The organism is Quisquiliibacterium sp., from assembly GCF_982640115.1.
In genome coordinates, this window is sequence record NZ_CEXFHW010000081.1 from 1 (window position 1) to 16,662 (window position 16,662).

The following is a 16,662-nucleotide window of genomic DNA, read 5'->3' on the forward strand; positions in this document are numbered from 1 at the left end:
CGGTAGTTGCGCGTGCCCAGCGGCCCTTCGGCCGCCTCGAGCCCGACCGCAAAGCGCTGATCGCTGGTCTCCTGAAGCCTGAACGCCAGCCGGATCCAGTGCGCATCGCCCAGTGGCTGCTCGAACTTGCGGCCCAGCCCGAGCACCAGCGACTCCTCACCCGGTGCGCCCTCGGCACGGCAGAACTTCACATTCAGGTGAAGGATGAGCAGCTCACACCAGGCCGACGCGCGCCGCAGCGCCTGCCGTACCTCGGTGTAACGGGTGGGGCTCAGGGCATGGATGTCGCCGCGCAGGGTGTCGCCCTCCTCGCGCGAGGCGAGCCAGAGCGCCCTATCCCCCAGCTTGATGGCGCCGCCTGCCCGTGCGGCCGCCAGGCCGGCCTGAAGCTCGGCCACCGCGGCGGCGGAGGCGGCCTGAGCCGCCGCGGATCGGGAGGAGCTGGAAGGCATCTCGGTCTGACTCAGGACGGGCGCCGACGCGAGCAGGCAGGCAGCCGCCGCGACAGCGGCTCTCATCATGCCCCAGGCGTCAACGCGGCGCATCGGCGTTCAGCGGGCCACCCAGCCGCCGTCCACGGCGAGCGCCTGCCCGGTAGCATAGCTCGCGCCAGCCCCGCACAGCCAGAGCACCGCGCTCGCGATCTCCTCGGGCAGACCGATGCGGCCCATGGGCGCGCCGCGCAGCAGCTCGGCACGCGCCGCCGTGTCGGTGCCGACGAAACGCTCGATCATCGCGGTCTGGATCACCCCCGGGCAGATGGCATTCACCCGCACCCCGCGGTCGGCGTACTCCAGCGCGGCTGCCCGGGTCAGGCCGATCACGCCATGCTTGCTCGCCACATAGGCCGGGATGCCGTTGAAGCCCACCAGACCGGCAATCGAGGCGCAATTGACGATCGCGCCACCGCCCGCGGCCAGCATGGCCGGCAGCTCGTGCTTCATGCACAGCCAGACCCCGCGCAGGTTCACGGCCATCACCCGTTCCCAGTTGGCCAGTGCGCAATGGGCGGTGTCGGCCTGCTCGCCTTCGATGCCGGCATTGTTGAACGCGAGGTGCAGCGCGCCGAACTCGCGCACCGCGCAACGCACCGCCGCGGCGATCGCCGCCTCATCGGTCACATCGCAGGCGGTGAACAGCGCCTGCCCACCGGCTGAACGGATGGATGCGGCCAGTGCGAGGCCGGGCGCCTCCTGAACATCCGCCAGCACCACCGCCGCCCCCGCGGCAGCAAAGGCGCGCGCGCTGGCCGCCCCGATGCCGCTGGCGGCGCCGGTGATCAGGACGGTGCGATCGGTGAACGGCTTGACGGTCATGGCGCCTCCGGGCAGAAAGACCCGAGGCTAGCCGGCGGCGCTTGGCCGGCGTCAGCGCAGGCTCAGCGGGCACGGCAATTCAGCCCGCCAGCGCCGAGAGCAGCGCCGCGTTGTAGGCCTGCGGGCGTTCGTAGGGCGCCCAGTGCCCCGCACCCGGGATCATCCGCAGCGACACGAACCCCGGCGCAAGCGCCAGCGCCCCCGGCAGCTGATCCTGCACCCCGCGGTGCAGGACATCGTCCTCGCCCCAGATCCCGTACACAGGACAGCGCAAGGAAGGCAGCGTCTCCTTCATGATCTCGGTGCGCGAGATGCGTCTGCGCTTCATGCGGTCACGCTGCAGGTTGGCGGTGTGCAGGGCCACCGCCAGCGGATCGATCGCATCCGGATCAGAGAGCATCAGGATGCGCAGGTTCTCGCGCATCGCTGCCTCGAGCTCGGGGCCGGGGGGCAGGTGAGCCCAGGGCTGCAGATCGATGGGATGGGCCGAGCGAACGCCGAGGGCTGGCGCGCCAGTGAACACCAGGCGCCGCACGCGCTGCGGAAACTGCGCCGCGATGAACGCGCCCACCATGGTGCCGAAGGAGAAACCGGCGATGTCCACCGGCCGCTCGCCAAGCAGTTCGGCGAGCGCCCGCTCCATGGGCACCGGCAGCGCGTCGGCATCGCGCCCCACCGAGGCCGACTCGCCGAAGCCGGGCAGATCGGGCACCCACACCTGGCGGCCGGCCGCGGCCAGCGGGCCGATGTTGCGCACCCAGTGGGTCCAGCTGCCCGAGCCGCCGTGAAACAGCACCAGCGGATCGCCCTCGCCCCAGCATCGCCAGGCCATCGGGCCGGCGGGCGCCTCGATCACATGACGGCGGGCGGCGGCGTCGAGCGTGTGGACCTGATCAAGGTGGTGGATGTCAGCGGGCAGCGGCGAGCGGTTCGGCATGGGCGTGATGATAGCGGCCGGCCTCGACGGACCCGGGCCCCGCCGCGCCGTGGCGCAGCAGCGCGCCCGAGTGGCGCCCGGTCTGCTGATCGTCCTGGATGGTGACCTCGCCATTGACCAGCACCCAGCGATAGCCGCGAGCCCGCTGGATCCGCCGCCATTCACCGCCGGGCAGATCGTGCACGATCTCCTGGGGGAGCACGCTCAGCCGCTCGTAGTCGTAGATCACCAGATCGGCGGGTGCGCCCTCGCGCAGCACGCCGCGGTCGCGGAAGCCGGCCACCTGCGCCGGCAGCGCCGACAGTCGCCAGTGGGCCTCCTCGAGCGAGATCATGCCGTGCTCGCGGACGATCTTGCACAGGGTCTCGGTCGGATAGCGGCCCGCGGTGAGGAAGCGGGTATGGGCACCGCCGTCGGACACCCCGAACAGCACATAGGGATCGTCGACGATCTCCCGGAGATAGTCGATGCGGCCGTTGGGCGGGGCCGCGAAGAACTCGGTGCGCAGATCTTCCTCGATCGCCATGTCGAGCATGACGTCCACCGGGTGCCGGCCGGTCTGCTCGGCCACGAGTTCCAGGGTGTGGTCGAGCCAGCGCCGGTTCTTCTCGAGCACCGGCCCGCAGATCACGATGCCCGGCAGCGGGCCGGTGGCGGTGCGCGGCATCTGGTCGCGCAGCGCCTGCCGGCGCGCCGGATCGGCGAGCTTGGCCTTGCGCTCGGCGACGGTGCCGGTGGTGGCCTCGCGCCAGGCCGGCGAATCATCGAAGAGGTTCCACTCCTCGAGGGTGAAGGTGAAGCCGGCGTCGGTGGTCAGGCCCTGTCCCACCACGCGGATGCCTCGCTCGCGGCAACGCTGCAGCCAGCCGAGCACCCGACGGTGGATCTCGGGCCGGTGATCGAAGGCCTGCACCACATTCATGATCATCGGCCGGCCGCTGAGCTCGGCCATTTCCTCGTAGAAGGCCTGATCGCGCTGGTTGTCGCCGGAGATCATGAGCATCTGCATGAAGCCGTCGTTGCGCTCGCGCAGCACCCGCGCGAGCTCGCGACAGGTGTCGTCGTGCATCACATCGGTGGGCATGGGCGTGCCGTCGAAGTCTCGCTGCACCGAGGCTGGTCCGTCGGGCATCATGCGCTGCGCCGACCAGCCGCAGCCGCCGGCGTCCATGGCCTCGTGCAGCAGGCGACGCAGCTCGGCGTGCTCGGCATCGGTGGGCCGACGGCCGGCCTTCGCGTCGGCCTGCCCGAGCACCCAGGTGAGCAGCGGGCCCACCGGCACATAGGGCAGGATGTTCACCGCCTTGGGCGCGCGCTCGACGCTGTCGAGGAACTCGGGGAAGCTCACCCAGTCCCAGGGCAGACCGGCGGCCATCGAGGCGAGCGGGATCGCCTCGACCCGGGTCATGGCCTGCATCGCGCGCTCGCGCTCGGCCGGTCTTACCGGCGCGAAGCCGAAGCCGCAGTTGCCGATCACCACCGACGTGATGCCGTGCCAGCTCGACAGCGTGCAGTAGGGATCCCAGAAGAGCTGGGCGTCGTAGTGGGTGTGCAGGTCGATGAAGCCGGGGGCCACGATCAGCCCGGTGGCGTCGATGACCTCATCCGCGTCGGCCGGGTCGATGCGGCCGATGGTCTGGATGCGGCTGTCGCGGATGCCGATGTCGCCACGAAAGCGCGGCGTGCGGGTGCCGTCGATGATCATGCCGCCGCGGATCACGCGCTGATAACGGGCCATCACTGCCTCTGCGGGTAGGGGAAGACGCTGACGCTCACATGGGGCTGGAGCGCTGTCAAGGCGAGCGATTCAGCCCCCGATCACCGAACGCGCGCGCAGGTCCGAGATCCGGGCCTCGTCGTAGCCGGCCTCGCGCAGCAACTCGGCGCCGTGCGCGCCGAGCGCCGGCGCACTGCGCGGGCCGGCCTTGGCCACGCCAGCGATCATGAAGGGACTCGACACGGTCAGCCCGGGCGCATCGGCAAAAGGCACCAGCGCCCCGGCCGCCCGCATCTGCGCATCCGCGGGGATGTCATCGAGGGTGCCGACCGCGCCGAAGGTGACGCCGGCCGCATCCAGGCGCACCCGCCACTCGGCGAGATCGCGTGTGGCAAAGCAGGCATCGAGCAGGGCGACCAGCGCCTCGCTGTGGGTGCGGCGCAGATCAGGAGAGGCAAAGCGCGGATCGGTGGCCAGTTCCGGGCATGCCAGTGCCTGGGTGAGCGGCCCGAACTGCCGGGCTTCGTTGAGCATCACGAGATTCAGCCAGCGGCCGTCCCGGCAGCGATAGAGGTTGGTCATTGGCGCCGGCGAGCGCTCGCGCGGCTGGCGCGGCGGCACCGGCGCATCCAAGAGGCGGGCCTGCACCAGGCAGCCATTGGCCCAGAGGCCATTGGCCAGCAGCGAGGTGCTCACCAGCGAGCCCTCGCCGGTCTGCGCGCGGCGATAGAGCGCGGTGGCGATCCCGGCGAACAGGGTCATGGCGCTGGGGTGGTCGCCCATGCCGGCCACCGAGCGGGCCGGCGTGGCATCGTGCGCGGTCTTGGTCAGGTCCATCAGGCCCGAGCGAGCCCAGTAGGCGGTCGAATCGAAGCCGGTGCGCCCGGCTTCCTCGCCGGTTTCGCCATAGGCGGTCATCGAGCCGTAGACGAGGCGCGGATTGAGCGCCGACAGGCAGGCATGGTCGATGCGCAGGCGGGCGCGTGCCGCCAGCGGCAGATTGGTGATGAACACATCGGCGTGGCGCACCAGGTCGTGCATCACCGCCACCCCGTCGGGATGCTTGAGGTCGAGCACCAGGCTGCGCTTGTTGCGCGAGTCGAGTTCCCAGCCGTAGTTGCGGCCGTCGGGACCGAAGCCGGTGGGCACGAAGAGCTCGCGATACGGGTCGCCCTCGGGCGGCTCGATCTTGATCACATCGGCGCCGAAGTCCGACAGGATGGTGGCCGCCGCCGGCGCGGCGATGAAGCTGGCGCAGTCGATGACCCGCAGGCCGGTGAAGGGCCCCGCGCTGCTGCCTGACGGTCCGCCGGCGGCGGCCGGCGCATCCCTGTTCTCGCTCATCATCCACCCCCGCACCTGAATGAGCCGATCCTCGCCCGGGGCCGGTGCACGGGTCAAACCCGTCGGGCCGGCTTTCGACAAACCTGTGGCGCACGCTTTCGATCCTTGACGCGGCGCGCGGCCGCGGGCTCCAATCCGGTCGATGCCGACCTCTCCCGCCGCCCCCAAGGACATTCCTTCGGTTGATCGCCTGCTGCGCAGACCCGAACTCGCCGACCTGCTCGCGCAGCACGGGCATCAGCTGCTGGCGGCACAGGCCCGCCGCCTGCTCGAGGACTGCCGACAGCGGGCGCTGCGCGGCGACCTCGACCGGGCCGACCTCAGCCCCGCCGTGCTCGCGGCGGCCCTCACCGAGGCGGTGACGCAGCGACTGGCTTCCCGCCTGCGGCGGGTGTTCAACCTGACCGGTACGGTGATCCACACCAACCTCGGGCGCGCCCTGCTCGCCGACGCGGCGCTCGAGCCCCTGCTCGAACTGATGAGCGCACCCAACAACCTGGAGTATCGGCTGGCCGATGGCGGGCGCGGCGATCGCGACGAGCTGGTCGAGTCCCTCCTGTGCGAGCTCACGGGCGCGCAGGCCGCCACCGTGGTCAACAACAACGCCGCGGCGGTGCTGCTGACCATTGCCGCGCTGGCCCGCGGGGCCGAGGTGATCGTCTCGCGCGGCGAACTGGTCGAGATCGGCGGCGCCTTCCGCATGCCCGATGTGATGGCCAGCGCCGGCGCCACCCTGGTCGAGGTGGGCACCACCAATCGCACCCATCCGCACGACTACCAGCGCGCGATCAGCCCGCGCACGGCGCTGATCATGAAGGTTCACACCAGCAACTATGCGGTGCAGGGTTTCGCCTCGGCCGTGGATGAGGCACCGCTTGCCGGCATCGCCCACGCTGCCGGCCTGCCCCTGGCCAGCGATCTCGGCAGCGGCTCGCTGGTCGACCTGGCGCAATGGGGCCTGCCGCGCGAACCCCTGCCTCAGGAGAAGATCGCGGCCGGCTGTGATGTCGTGAGCTTCAGCGGCGACAAGCTGCTCGGCGGCCCGCAGGCCGGCCTGATCGTGGGCTCACGCGAGGCCATCGAGCGCATCCGCCGCTTTCCGATGAAACGGGCACTGCGCATGAGCAAGCTGCCGCTGGCCGTGCTCGAGGCCACGCTGCGCCTGTACCTGCGGCCCGAGCGCCTGACCCGGGACCTGCCGACGCTGCGCCTGCTCACCCGCCCCGCCGCCGACATCCACGCCCAGGCCGAACGGCTGCTGGTGTCGGTGGCCGCCTCGCTTGCACCACGCTATCGGGTGAGGGTGATGCCGATGCTCGGGCAGATCGGCTCGGGCTCGCTGCCGGTTGATCGGCTGCCCTCGGCCGGTCTGGCGATCGAGCCAGTGGGGCGCCAGGGCGTGGGCCGCGCGCTGGATGCGCTCTCGGCCGCGCTTCGGGATCTGCCCCGTCCGGTGATCTCGCGCATCGCCGAGGACCGCCTGCTGCTCGACCTGCGCTGCCTCGATGGCGGCACCGAGGAGACGCAGTTCCTGGCACAGTTGCCGGCGCTCGCCGAGCGCCTGGCCTGAGCCGGAAACCGCCCCGACCTCAGGCGAGGTGCGAGGGGCGATCGCAGGGCACCGTGCCCATCTCGCCGGGCACGCTCACCTCGAGGAGCTCGAATTCCTCGGAGGTGGCGGTCTCGTTGTGACGCAGGCCGCCCGGAATGAGCAGGGATTCGCCGGCCTGCAGCCGGATGCGCCGGCCGTCTTCGAATTCGAGGTCGACCCAGCCCTTGAGCGCGTAGACGAACTGCGCCTCGCAGACATGGTAGTGCCAGCCGGTGGGCTCGGACATGCCGCGACTGGCCGACATCAGCTGGGCACGCATGCGGCCACCGGTGGCCTTGGCGACCATCAGGTCCTGGTAGCGGAAGAACTCGCGCCGCCCCTTGACCACCGGCGCGGTCTCGGGTGTGGCGTGGGCGAGGGTTCCGGTGACGGTCACGGGCTTGCTCATGGCTGATTCCTGACGGATTGACGGGAAGAAGGGGCTGGCGGATTGCCGTGCGGCCTGAGCGCGATGATGCCGTGCAGCCCGGGACTACGGCCAGCCGGGATCATCGGCGAGGCGCATGCAGAGCGATGCGGCCAGCTCGAAATCCAGCCGATCGATCGCCTTCTCGAGTTCGGTCAACAGCGCCGGCCGGGGGCGCCCCGCCGACAGCGCATGCAGCTCCTCGAGCACATCGACCGCCCGCATGTCGGAGCGGCGCAGCAGGGCCAGCAGACGCTCCAGCACGGGTTTCAGGTCATCGGCCGACAGGGGCTGCGGGTCGGCAGGAGACACCGGTTGCGCAGTGCCACCCGGCTCGAGCAACGCGGCGGTCAAGGAGGGGCCATGCTGCGCCAGTTGCGCACCGGCGTCCCGGATGGCCACCAGCAGATCGCTGAGCACCGCTCGCGGCGCGTTCGCCTCGCAGGCCTGCTCGCCGGCCTCGGCGAGTTCGCTCAGCGCCCGTGCACCGACATTCGCACCCACCCCCTTGAGGCTGTGAAAGGCCGCCCCGGCCTGACCGAGGCTGCCCTGGTCCAGGGCCTCCTCGATGTGCGCGATCGCCGCCGGCAACTCGGCCAGGAAGCCGCGCAACATGCGGCCATAGACGCCGACCTGACCGCTGAAACGGTGGATTGCGGTGGCGACATCGAGGCCGGCCGAACGGGCGAGCTCGCTCACGACGCCGGGCATGCCGAGCGCTGCCGCGGCGCCTTGCGGGACCCGTGCTCCACGCCCGCACAGCCGGACGATCACGGCGCAGAGCTCGCGCAGGACGAAGGGCTTGCCGACATGGGCATTCATGCCGGCGACCTCGCTGGCCAGGCGATCCTCGGCGCTCACATTGGCGGTCATGGCGATGATCGGCAGGCTCCGCAGGTGCGCGATCTCGCGAATGCGGCGTGCCGCGGCATGGCCGTCCATCACCGGCATGCGGATGTCCATGAGCACCGCATCGAAGGGCGGATCGGCGCGCAGCACCGCAGCCACCCCTTCCTGCCCGTCGTGCGCCAGCGACACCAGCGCGCCCTCCGCCTCGAGCAGTTCCTGGGCCACCTGACGGTTGTTGGCATTGTCCTCGACCACCAGCAGGCGCAGTCCAGCCAGTGGCAGGTCGCTGGGACGGGGCATCAGCCGTCGCCCGGCATCCAGACCCGTGCCCTGGCGCGCATCCTGGAGGGCGTCGCGCAGCATCGAGGCGATGACCGGCTTGACCAGGAAGCCATCGCAGGCAGCGCGCAGCCCCGCCTCGTCGAGCACGCGGCCGTCGGCATCATGGGACGAGACCAGCAGCACGATCGGGGGGGCGTCCTCGCCCAGCGCGGTGCGCAGATCGACCGCTGCCGGGTGCGTGCCGCTGCTTGCCAGCCCCGCATCCATGAAGACGATGTTCACCGGCGTGCCCGCCGCGAACGAGGCCTGCGCGAGCGCGACGGCCCGTATCGGATCGGCCGCCGCCAGCGCCGTCCACCCGAGCGATTCGGCCATGCGGACCATCGCGGCGCGGGCACCGTCATGGTCTTCGATGATCATCGCCTGCAGGGCCGCGCGTGTCCCCGGTTCGGGGTCGAAGCCGCGACCCTGCGCCGTCTCGGCCATGTCCAGAGGCAGGCGGATCGCGAAGTCGAAGCGGCTGCCCTTGCCCGGCGCACTGCTGAGCCCGATGGCGCCCCCCATCAAGCCGACCAGACGCTGGCTGATCGCCAGCCCCAGACCGGTGCCGCCGAACCGGCGCGCGATGCTGGCATCGGCCTGGGCGAAGCCCTCGAAGAGGCTGGCCTGGCGTTCAGGGGCGATGCCGATCCCGGTGTCGCGCACCTCGAAGGCAAGCCGGGCATCGGTGGCAGTCTGCTCGAGAAGACGAACCGACAGCACGACCTCCCCGGCGGGCGTGAACTTGAGGGCGTTGCCGACCAGGTTGAGCAGCACCTGTTGCAGGCGCAGCGTGTCACCGCGCAGATGCGGCGGCACCGCGGGATCGATGTCGAAGATCAGCTCGAGCGGATCGCCATCCTGAGTGCTTGCCAGGATGACCGACAGATTGCGCAGCAGCTGGTCCAGATCGAGCGGCCCGATGTCGAGCTCCAGCCGGTCGGCCTCGATCTTGGAAAAATCGAGGATGTCGTTGATGAGCAGCAGCAGCGAGCGGGCAGCCCCCTTGGACTTCGCGACATAGTCGGACTGGCGTCGGGTGAGTGGCGTGGCCTGCAGCAGCTTGAGCATGCCCAGCACGGCGTTGAGCGGGGTGCGGATCTCGTGGCTGACACTGGCAAAGAAGCGGCTCTTGGCGCTGGCGGCGCTGCGGGCGGCGGCCAGGGCATGGGCAAGGTCGGCCTCGATGCGCTTGCCCTCGGTGATGTCGTCGTAGATGCCAAGGACGCCGACGATCTCGCCCTGCGCATTGCGCAGCGCCACCCGGGAGTGCCGTTCCCAGGCGACGCGCCCGTCGGCACCGGTACGCCGCGACTCGTAGCCCAGGCGCGCGATGCCCGAGTCGAAGACCTCGCGGTCGGTGCCCGGTTCGGGAACGGGGCAACCGGATGCCTTCAGGGTGTCGTCGTCGAGGCCGACCACCTCGGCGGGGCTGGACAGGCCCAGGTCATGCGCGAAGGCCGGGTTGCAGCCCAGGTAGCGAAGATCAGCGCCCTTCCAGAAAACCCGGATCGGCGCGGTGTCGATGATCCGCTGCAGCAGCGATACCGAGGCATCGAGCTCGTCCGAGAGCGCGCTCAGCGCGGACTGGATCGCGCCCCACTCATCGGCGCGCGGCGGCAGCGCCGGCGCGCTGCGGTCGCCACTGCGGATTGCCGAGACCTGGGCCAGGACCTGGTCGAGCGGCCGGCGGATGTTGCTGCGGATCAGCCAGCCCGCAAGCCCCAGGGCGAGCACGGCCACCACCAGGATCGCCACCAGCATCTGCTCGCGCGCCTCCTGGATGAGGCCGCGCAGCTCGCCGGCCAGCGCGTCGGCGCGCTGCGTGGCCGAATCGTCGAGCGCGCCGATCTCGCGCAGCAGGCCATCGCGCATGGCCTGGCTGCCCGACTGCAGTTCGTCGAAGCGCCCCAGCGCGCCATCGAGCGCCACCACCCTGCCGCGGTATTCGCGAATGGCTGCCCGCACCTCCTCGCGCTGCCGCTGCATGGCCGGCACCGAGTCGACCAGCGATTGCAGCCGCAGGCCGACCTCATCGAGCAGCGCCACCGCCGAAGGGTCACGGGCACCCGCGCCACCGACCAGCAGTTGCAGCCCGGCCACCCGCCGACCGACCACCAGCACCGTCTCGCGACTGCCTGCGACCTGGGCCATCAGCTGTTCGAGGTGGTCGATCGGCCTGCCAAGCAGGGTCTGCTCGACGATCTGGCGGGCGCCGAGGTTCTCCAGAGCCAGCAGCCCGGCCAGCACCCGGCGATCGAGGGCGATGCTCTCGCGCAGGGTGGCGCTGAGCTGACGGCACTGCACGATCAGTGCCGACGAGGTTTCGCCGAAATCGCGCAGCGCCCTGGACAGACGCGGATCGGTGGTCTCGCCCGTCAGACGCGCCAGCGGTACCGAGATCGCCGCCAGCAGTTCTTCCGGCGGCTGCTCGCTGCGGCAGGCAAGGCTGAGCAGGTTGATGCGGGAATGGATCGCCGCGAACTCGCGACTCAGTGCGGCATTGCCCGTCACGGCCGACACCTCGGCGACCGCACGGCGCCCGATCAGGTCTTCGATGCGCTCGACGCTGAAGAAGACCAGCGCCCCCACCAGCGTGAGCGCGGCAAGCACCAGCAGCACCAGCCCGACCAGCCTGGCGCCGATGCCTGCGAAGCGCTCCTTCATCCGGCGCGGCGGCAGCGCGGAAAGATCACCGACGGGTCAGGGCTGTTCCCGAACCAGGGTAACGCCGCGCAGGTCCATCGGACGCAGCGCCACGCCCCTGGCCTCGAGCGCCGTGACATTGATGATCCGCTGCCCGCGCACATTGCGGGCGACCGGAAGCTCGCCGAGCGGCTTGCCCCGCATCGCGTCCAGCAGCATTCGCGCGGAGGTGTCACCCTGCTCCTGACCCGTCTTGATCACCGCCGCCCAGGCGCCCTGCTCCACCTGGTAGCGGTTGCCGGCAAGGATGGGCCCCGCGAACTGGGCTCGCAGCAGCGTCATGACCTGGCGGTGATTGAGCGCGACGCCAGCCTCGTCGGTGATGCCTTCGAGACTGTCGACGAAGAGCGCATCGCAGCTTCGGCCAAGCCCCTGGGTCGCCTTGGCGAGTTCGGCGGTGGTGGCCACCAGGTGGAACGGCCCCGCGCGGACCGGATAGTCGGCCTTTTCGGACTCGACCTGGGCACGCAGCGCCAGCCCCGGGCCGACCCGGTTGGTCATGAAGCAGGCCGACTGCACGGAGGGCACCAGCTGCCGGATGAAGGCGAGCGACTCGCGCACATGGGCGCGCTCGAGCACCCCCGAGATGTGGGCATTCGGAAAGCCGTAGCGATCGGCCGGTGCGTTCACCCCGTTGAACATCACCGGCACGCTGGTGCGATCCTTCAGGAAGGGCACGACGAACATCGACTGGGCGTCATCGTCGGCGGTGATCACACCCTGCGGCTGAAGGCTGCGAAAGAGCTCCAGCGCCTCCTCGGCGCGGCGCGGGCCGCCCCTGGGGTCGACCTTGGTGTTCATGTGGAAGTAGGTGACCTCGGCCTGGCCGCGAAGCACCGCCTCGATGCCTTCGCGAATCTCCTTCACCCAGGGATTGTTCTCCTCGTAGCTCATCACCACGAGCACCTTGTAGGGCGCGGCGACAGCGGGCAGACCGAGCGTGCCAAGTCCGAGCAGGATCAGCAGGATGATTCGACGGACGGCGGCCACGGGGTTCTCCGGATGGGGTTGGCATCAGGCACGCCAGGGGCGCACGCCGGACGCGGCAGGCATGCATGAGCATACCCTCCGGATGGGAGATCCGGATACCGGACGGCGATGAGAGGGGGTTGGAGGCGGGGGTCGGAATCGAACCGGCGTAGACGGCTTTGCAGGCCGCTGCATGACCACTCTGCCACCCCGCCAGGGGCGCGCGGCGCGGTGAGCGCCGGCTGCATCAAACAAAAAGGGAAGCACGGGCTTCCCTTGGAGAATCTGGAGCGGGAAACGAGTCTCGAACTCGCGACCTCAACCTTGGCAAGGTTGCGCTCTACCAACTGAGCTATTCCCGCGGATGGCTCGGCTTTCACCGTGCACAGAAACGGAATTATAGCGTCGCCAGAAAGCCTGTCAAACCGGCTCGGCAGTCGGCATGCGCCCGCTCAGGCGGCATCGCGCAGATACGGCCAGGCGCGGCGCAGGTAGTAGCACATCGACCACACCGTGAGCACCGACGCCAGCACGATCAGCCAGCGCCCGATGAGGGCACAGTCAAGCCCGAACAGGGGCTCGTTGAAGAGCAGCATGGGGATGGCGACCAGCTGGGCGATGGTCTTGAACTTGCCGATGGAGTGCACCGCCACGCTCGCGCGCGCGCCGATCTGCGCCATCCACTCGCGCAGGGCCGAGATGGTGATCTCCCGGCCGATGATGATGACCGCCACCAGGGCGTCGACCCGATTGAGTTCGACCAGCATGACCAGGGCCGCGCACACCAGCAGCTTGTCGGCCACCGGATCGAGGAAGGCACCGAAAGCGGAGGTCTGCTGCCAGCGCCGGGCGAGCCAGCCATCGACCCAGTCGGTGATCGCGGCGGCCACGAACAGGACCGTGGCCACGAGGTTGCGGCTGTCCTGTGGCAGCGGCAGGTAGAACACCCCCACCAGCAGCGGGATGGCCAGCATGCGCAGCCAGGTGAGCAGGGTGGGCAGATTGGTGGGCATCAGGTTGCGGTCAGTGCAGGCGTCGGTAGATCTCTTCCGCCAGAGTCCGGGAAATGCCTTCCACCTGACAGAGGTCCTCGACGCTCGCCGCCATGATGCCACGCAGCCCGCCGAATCGAGCGAGCAGGCGCTGCCGCTTGCGCGGCCCCACGCCCGGGATCTCCTCGAGCGTGGAGGTGTTGCGGGCCCGCGCGCGCGCCGCCCGCATGCCGGTGATCGCGAAGCGATGGGCCTCGTCGCGGATCTGCGCGACCAGCATCAGCGCGGCCGATTCCCGACCGAGCGCAACCGGCTCGCGGCCATCGGCGAAGACCAGGGTCTCCAGGCCGACCCGCCGGCCTTCCCCCTTGGCCACGCCCACCAGACAGGAGGCGTCGAGGCCAAGTTCGTCGAACACCTGACGGGCGACACCGACCTGCCCCTTGCCGCCGTCGATCAGCACCACCTCGGGCATCGGCGCCGCCTCGCGCGCCCCCTCCCCCGCGGGGGCCCGGCCATACCGGCGCTGGAGAGCCTGGCGCATGGCGGCATAGTCATCGCCGCCCTCGATGCCGGTGATGCCGTAGCGCCGGTACTGCGCGCGGCGCATGTCGTGATCGGCGAACACCACACAGGAGGCCTGGGTGGCTTCGCCCATGGTGTGGCTGATGTCGAAGCACTCGATGCGCAGCGCGGAAAGATCGGAACCGTCGTCGAGTCCCAGCACGCGGGCAAGTTCCCGCGTGCGCTGCTTCTGCGAGCCCTCGTGCGCGAGAGCCCTCGCCATGGCCAGACCGGCGTTCTGGCGGGCCATGTCGAGCCACTGCTTGCGCGCGCCCTGGGGGCGGCTCACCCATTGCACCGGATGCCCGCCCTGCCCCGCCAGCCACTCGAGCAGCGCGCTGCCGGGCGAGTCCTCGTGACTGACGATCACCGGGGGCACGAAGGCATCGGCGTAGTGCTGGAGCGCGAAAGCCTCGAGCAGCTCGGCGGGATCGTCGGCCGCATCGGCATGCAGGGGGAAGTGCGCCTTGTCGCCAAGGTGACGCCCGCCCCGCACCATGGCGAGATTGACGCAGACCTTCCCGCCCTCGGCCGCGATCGCCAGGATGTCGACATCGATGTCGGTGCCGGTGTCCATCGACTGCTGGTGCAGCACCCGCGAGAGCGCACTCATGCGGTTGCGCAGCACCGCCGCCTCCTCGAAGCGCAGTTCGGCCGCCGCGGCGTGCATCTGGCGCTCCAGCGTCTGCATCACCTCGCGGTGGCCGCCTCGCAGGAATCGGGTGGCATCGTCGACATCGCGGGCGTAGTCCTCGCGGCTGACCAGGTCCACGCAGGGCGCGCTGCAGCGCCCGATCTGATGGAGCAGACAGGGTCGCGAGCGGTTGCTGAACACCGAGTCCTCGCAGGTGCGCAGCCGGAAGGCCTTCTGCAGCACCTGGATGCTCTCCTTGACCGCCCAGGCGCTCGGGTACGGGCCGAAGAAGCGGCTGCTGCGATCGAGCGCGCCCCGGTAGTACGCCACCCGCGGAAAACCGTGGCCGCTGATCTTCAGATAGGGATAGCTCTTGTCGTCGCGAAAAAGGATGTTGTAGCGCGGCTGAGCGGTCTTGATCAGATTGCTCTCGAGCAGCAGCGCTTCGGCCTCGGAACGGGTGACCGTGGTCTCGAGCGATGCCACCTGACTGACCATGTGCGCGATGCGCGGGCTGCTCGCGGTCTTCTGGAAGTACGACGAGACCCGCTTCTTCAGGTCTCGGGCCTTGCCCACATAGAGCAGTGCCCCGGCCGCATCGTGCATGCGGTACACGCCGGGCAGGTTGGGCAGCCCGGCCAGCACCGGGCGGGGATCGAAATCAGTGGCGCCCTCGCTCATGGTGCAGGCCGGCAACAGGTCGAGGCGAGGAAGCGCCGCCGCCTCAGCGGCGCACGATCGCGTCGAAGCGGGCCGCAAAGACGCCGGCACGGCGCCAGCGCAGGCCATCGAGCAGCTCGCCGGCGAGATCGGGCCGGTTGCAGACCAGAACCATGTCGCAGCCGGCCTGCAGCGCCGCATCGGCGCGCGCGACGATCCCGCCCACGCCGGTGGCCGCTTCCATGGTGAGGTCGTCGGAGAAGATCAGCCCGCCGAAGCCGAGACGACGGCGCAGGATGCCGCGCAGCCAGCGCGACGAGAAGCCCGCAGGCAGGGTGTCGACCGCCGGATAGACCACATGGGCCGGCATCACCGAAAGCAGGGTGTTGCCCAGCCACCGGTACGGCGCGGCATCGTCGGCGAGAATCTGCGCCAAGGGACGCTCGTCCACCGGCAGTTCATGGTGGGAGTCGGCATGGGCATAGCCGTGCCCCGGGAAGTGCTTGCCGCAGTTGCCCATGCCGCCCAGCAGCAGACCGTGCATCAGGCGGCCGGCCAGCAGGCTGACCACCCGCGGATCGCGGTGAAAGGCGCGGTCGCCGATCACGCCCGAGGGGCCGTGGTCTAGGTCGAGCACCGGCGTGAAGCTGAGGTCGACCCCCACCCGCCGTAGTTCCCGGCCGATGGTCTCCCCCTGCTGCGCGGCCTGCCGGCAGGCGTCCATCGGATCGACGTCCCAGCGCCGGCCGAGCTCGCGCATCGGCGCGATCGCGGTGAAGCCCTCGCGAAAGCGCTGCACCCGGCCGCCCTCATGGTCGACGCAGACCATCAGCGGCCCGGGGCGGGCCCGCCGGATCTCGGCGACGAGCTCGGTCACCTGGGCCACGCTGCTGAAATTGCGGGAGAACAGGATCACCCCGCCAACCATCGGGTGCGCGATGCGCTCGCGCTCACCGGGCTGCAAGGTGGTGCCGGCGACATCGATCACCACCGGTCCGGGCTTGAGGGTCATGCGGAGGTCTCCACGGCGGCGAAGGCGGGCAGCGAGGCGGTCGGCTCGGCCGCCTCGATGACCACGAAGGCGATGACATTGTCGCGCTCGTCGGAGAGCGAGACATGGGCGCGCAGCCCGCGCTGCGCGAGATAGGGTTCGAGTTCCTTGCGGGCCACCGCGATCGGCTGGCCACGGCGGTTGTTGAGCACCTGCAGCGACAGCAGGGTCATCGGCCCGCGCAGCCCCAGGCCAAGGGCCTTGGAGAAGGCCTCCTTGGCCGCGAAGCGCTTGGCGAGGTAGCGCGCGGCATAGCCCTCGCCATGGGCGCCACGGCCGCGTCGGCGGCGGAACTCGGCGAGTTCCTCCGGCCCGAGCACGCGCCGGGCGAAGCGCTCGTCGTAGCGCGCGAGAAGCTCGCGGATGCGCGCGACCTCGACGATGTCGGTGCCGATGCCGTAGATCATCCCGCCGCCTGCCCGGCCGCCGCCGCTTCGCGCATCAGGCGCTTCATGTCACGCACGGCCTCGCGCATGCCGATGAAGACCGAGCGCGACACGATCGCATGCCCGATGTGCAGTTCGCGCACCCCGGGCAGCGCGGCCACTGCCTGGACATTGTGGTAGTTCAGCGCATGGCCGGCG

At 70.3% G+C, this 16,662-nt stretch carries 13 protein-coding genes, 2 tRNA genes and 1 pseudogene; 1 reads left to right on the forward strand and 15 read right to left on the reverse strand.

Annotation, left to right across the window (positions count from 1 at the left end; all coding sequences use genetic code 11):
* From AC2H6A_RS10700 to AC2H6A_RS10720, 5 genes and pseudogenes are all read right to left on the reverse strand, one after another.
* Nucleotides 1–452 (reverse strand): annotated as a pseudogene (locus AC2H6A_RS10700) (hypothetical protein); the annotation flags it as partial.
* Nucleotides 453–551: 99 nt separating this feature from the next.
* Nucleotides 552–1,316 (reverse strand): glucose 1-dehydrogenase, encoded by a 765-nt coding sequence (locus AC2H6A_RS10705; RefSeq protein ID WP_484273351.1) that lies wholly within the window; start codon nt 1,314–1,316, stop codon nt 552–554.
* Nucleotides 1,317–1,395: 79 nt separating this feature from the next.
* Complete coding sequence (locus tag AC2H6A_RS10710; RefSeq protein WP_484273353.1) at nt 1,396–2,253, reverse strand: alpha/beta fold hydrolase; 858 nt, start codon at nt 2,251–2,253, stop codon at nt 1,396–1,398.
* Nucleotides 2,225–3,991: an N-acyl-D-amino-acid deacylase family protein gene (locus AC2H6A_RS10715; RefSeq protein WP_484273354.1), complete on the reverse strand. Its 1,767-nt coding sequence runs from the start codon at nt 3,989–3,991 to the stop codon at nt 2,225–2,227. Before AC2H6A_RS10715 ends, AC2H6A_RS10710 begins: the two co-directional genes overlap by 29 nt.
* 69 nt (nt 3,992–4,060) lie before the next feature.
* Nucleotides 4,061–5,314, reverse strand: a complete 1,254-nt coding sequence (locus AC2H6A_RS10720; RefSeq protein ID WP_484273355.1) for a CaiB/BaiF CoA transferase family protein — start codon at nt 5,312–5,314, stop codon at nt 4,061–4,063.
* Between the two features lie 142 nt (nt 5,315–5,456).
* Between AC2H6A_RS10720 and selA the strand changes: the two genes are divergently transcribed.
* Entirely contained in the window at nt 5,457–6,884 is a 1,428-nt protein-coding gene (gene selA / locus AC2H6A_RS10725) for an L-seryl-tRNA(Sec) selenium transferase (RefSeq protein WP_484273356.1), read from the forward strand.
* A 19-nt stretch (nt 6,885–6,903) separates the two neighbouring features.
* Here the strand turns inward: selA and AC2H6A_RS10730 are convergent, their stop codons facing one another.
* The 10 genes from AC2H6A_RS10730 to AC2H6A_RS10775 all read right to left on the reverse strand — a co-directional run.
* Nucleotides 6,904–7,314: a cupin domain-containing protein gene (locus AC2H6A_RS10730; protein ID WP_484273357.1), complete on the reverse strand. Its 411-nt coding sequence runs from the start codon at nt 7,312–7,314 to the stop codon at nt 6,904–6,906.
* Nucleotides 7,315–7,398: 84 nt separating this feature from the next.
* Nucleotides 7,399–11,169, reverse strand: coding sequence for a hybrid sensor histidine kinase/response regulator (locus tag AC2H6A_RS10735; protein ID WP_484273359.1), 3,771 nt, complete (start codon nt 11,167–11,169; stop codon nt 7,399–7,401).
* Between the two features lie 36 nt (nt 11,170–11,205).
* Complete coding sequence (locus AC2H6A_RS10740; RefSeq protein WP_484273361.1) at nt 11,206–12,198, reverse strand: ABC transporter substrate-binding protein; 993 nt, start codon at nt 12,196–12,198, stop codon at nt 11,206–11,208.
* A 120-nt stretch (nt 12,199–12,318) separates the two neighbouring features.
* Nucleotides 12,319–12,392: transfer RNA gene (locus tag AC2H6A_RS10745), tRNA-Cys, on the reverse strand.
* Between the two features lie 71 nt (nt 12,393–12,463).
* Nucleotides 12,464–12,539, reverse strand: a tRNA-Gly gene (locus tag AC2H6A_RS10750).
* Between the two features lie 90 nt (nt 12,540–12,629).
* Nucleotides 12,630–13,190 (reverse strand): CDP-diacylglycerol--glycerol-3-phosphate 3-phosphatidyltransferase, encoded by a 561-nt coding sequence (gene pgsA, locus AC2H6A_RS10755; RefSeq protein ID WP_484273362.1) that lies wholly within the window; start codon nt 13,188–13,190, stop codon nt 12,630–12,632.
* Nucleotides 13,191–13,200: 10 nt separating this feature from the next.
* Nucleotides 13,201–15,048, reverse strand: a complete 1,848-nt coding sequence (gene uvrC, locus AC2H6A_RS10760) for an excinuclease ABC subunit UvrC (protein ID WP_484273364.1) — start codon at nt 15,046–15,048, stop codon at nt 13,201–13,203.
* Between the two features lie 43 nt (nt 15,049–15,091).
* Nucleotides 15,092–16,039: a beta-N-acetylhexosaminidase gene (nagZ, locus tag AC2H6A_RS10765; RefSeq protein ID WP_484273366.1), complete on the reverse strand. Its 948-nt coding sequence runs from the start codon at nt 16,037–16,039 to the stop codon at nt 15,092–15,094.
* Complete coding sequence (gene acpS, locus AC2H6A_RS10770) at nt 16,036–16,485, reverse strand: holo-ACP synthase (protein ID WP_484273368.1); 450 nt, start codon at nt 16,483–16,485, stop codon at nt 16,036–16,038. Before acpS ends, nagZ begins: the two co-directional genes overlap by 4 nt.
* Nucleotides 16,482–16,662, reverse strand: a 181-nt coding sequence (locus AC2H6A_RS10775; RefSeq protein WP_484273370.1) for a pyridoxine 5'-phosphate synthase, incomplete at its 5' end; no start/stop codon positions are given. The genes AC2H6A_RS10775 and acpS, both read right to left, overlap by 4 nt.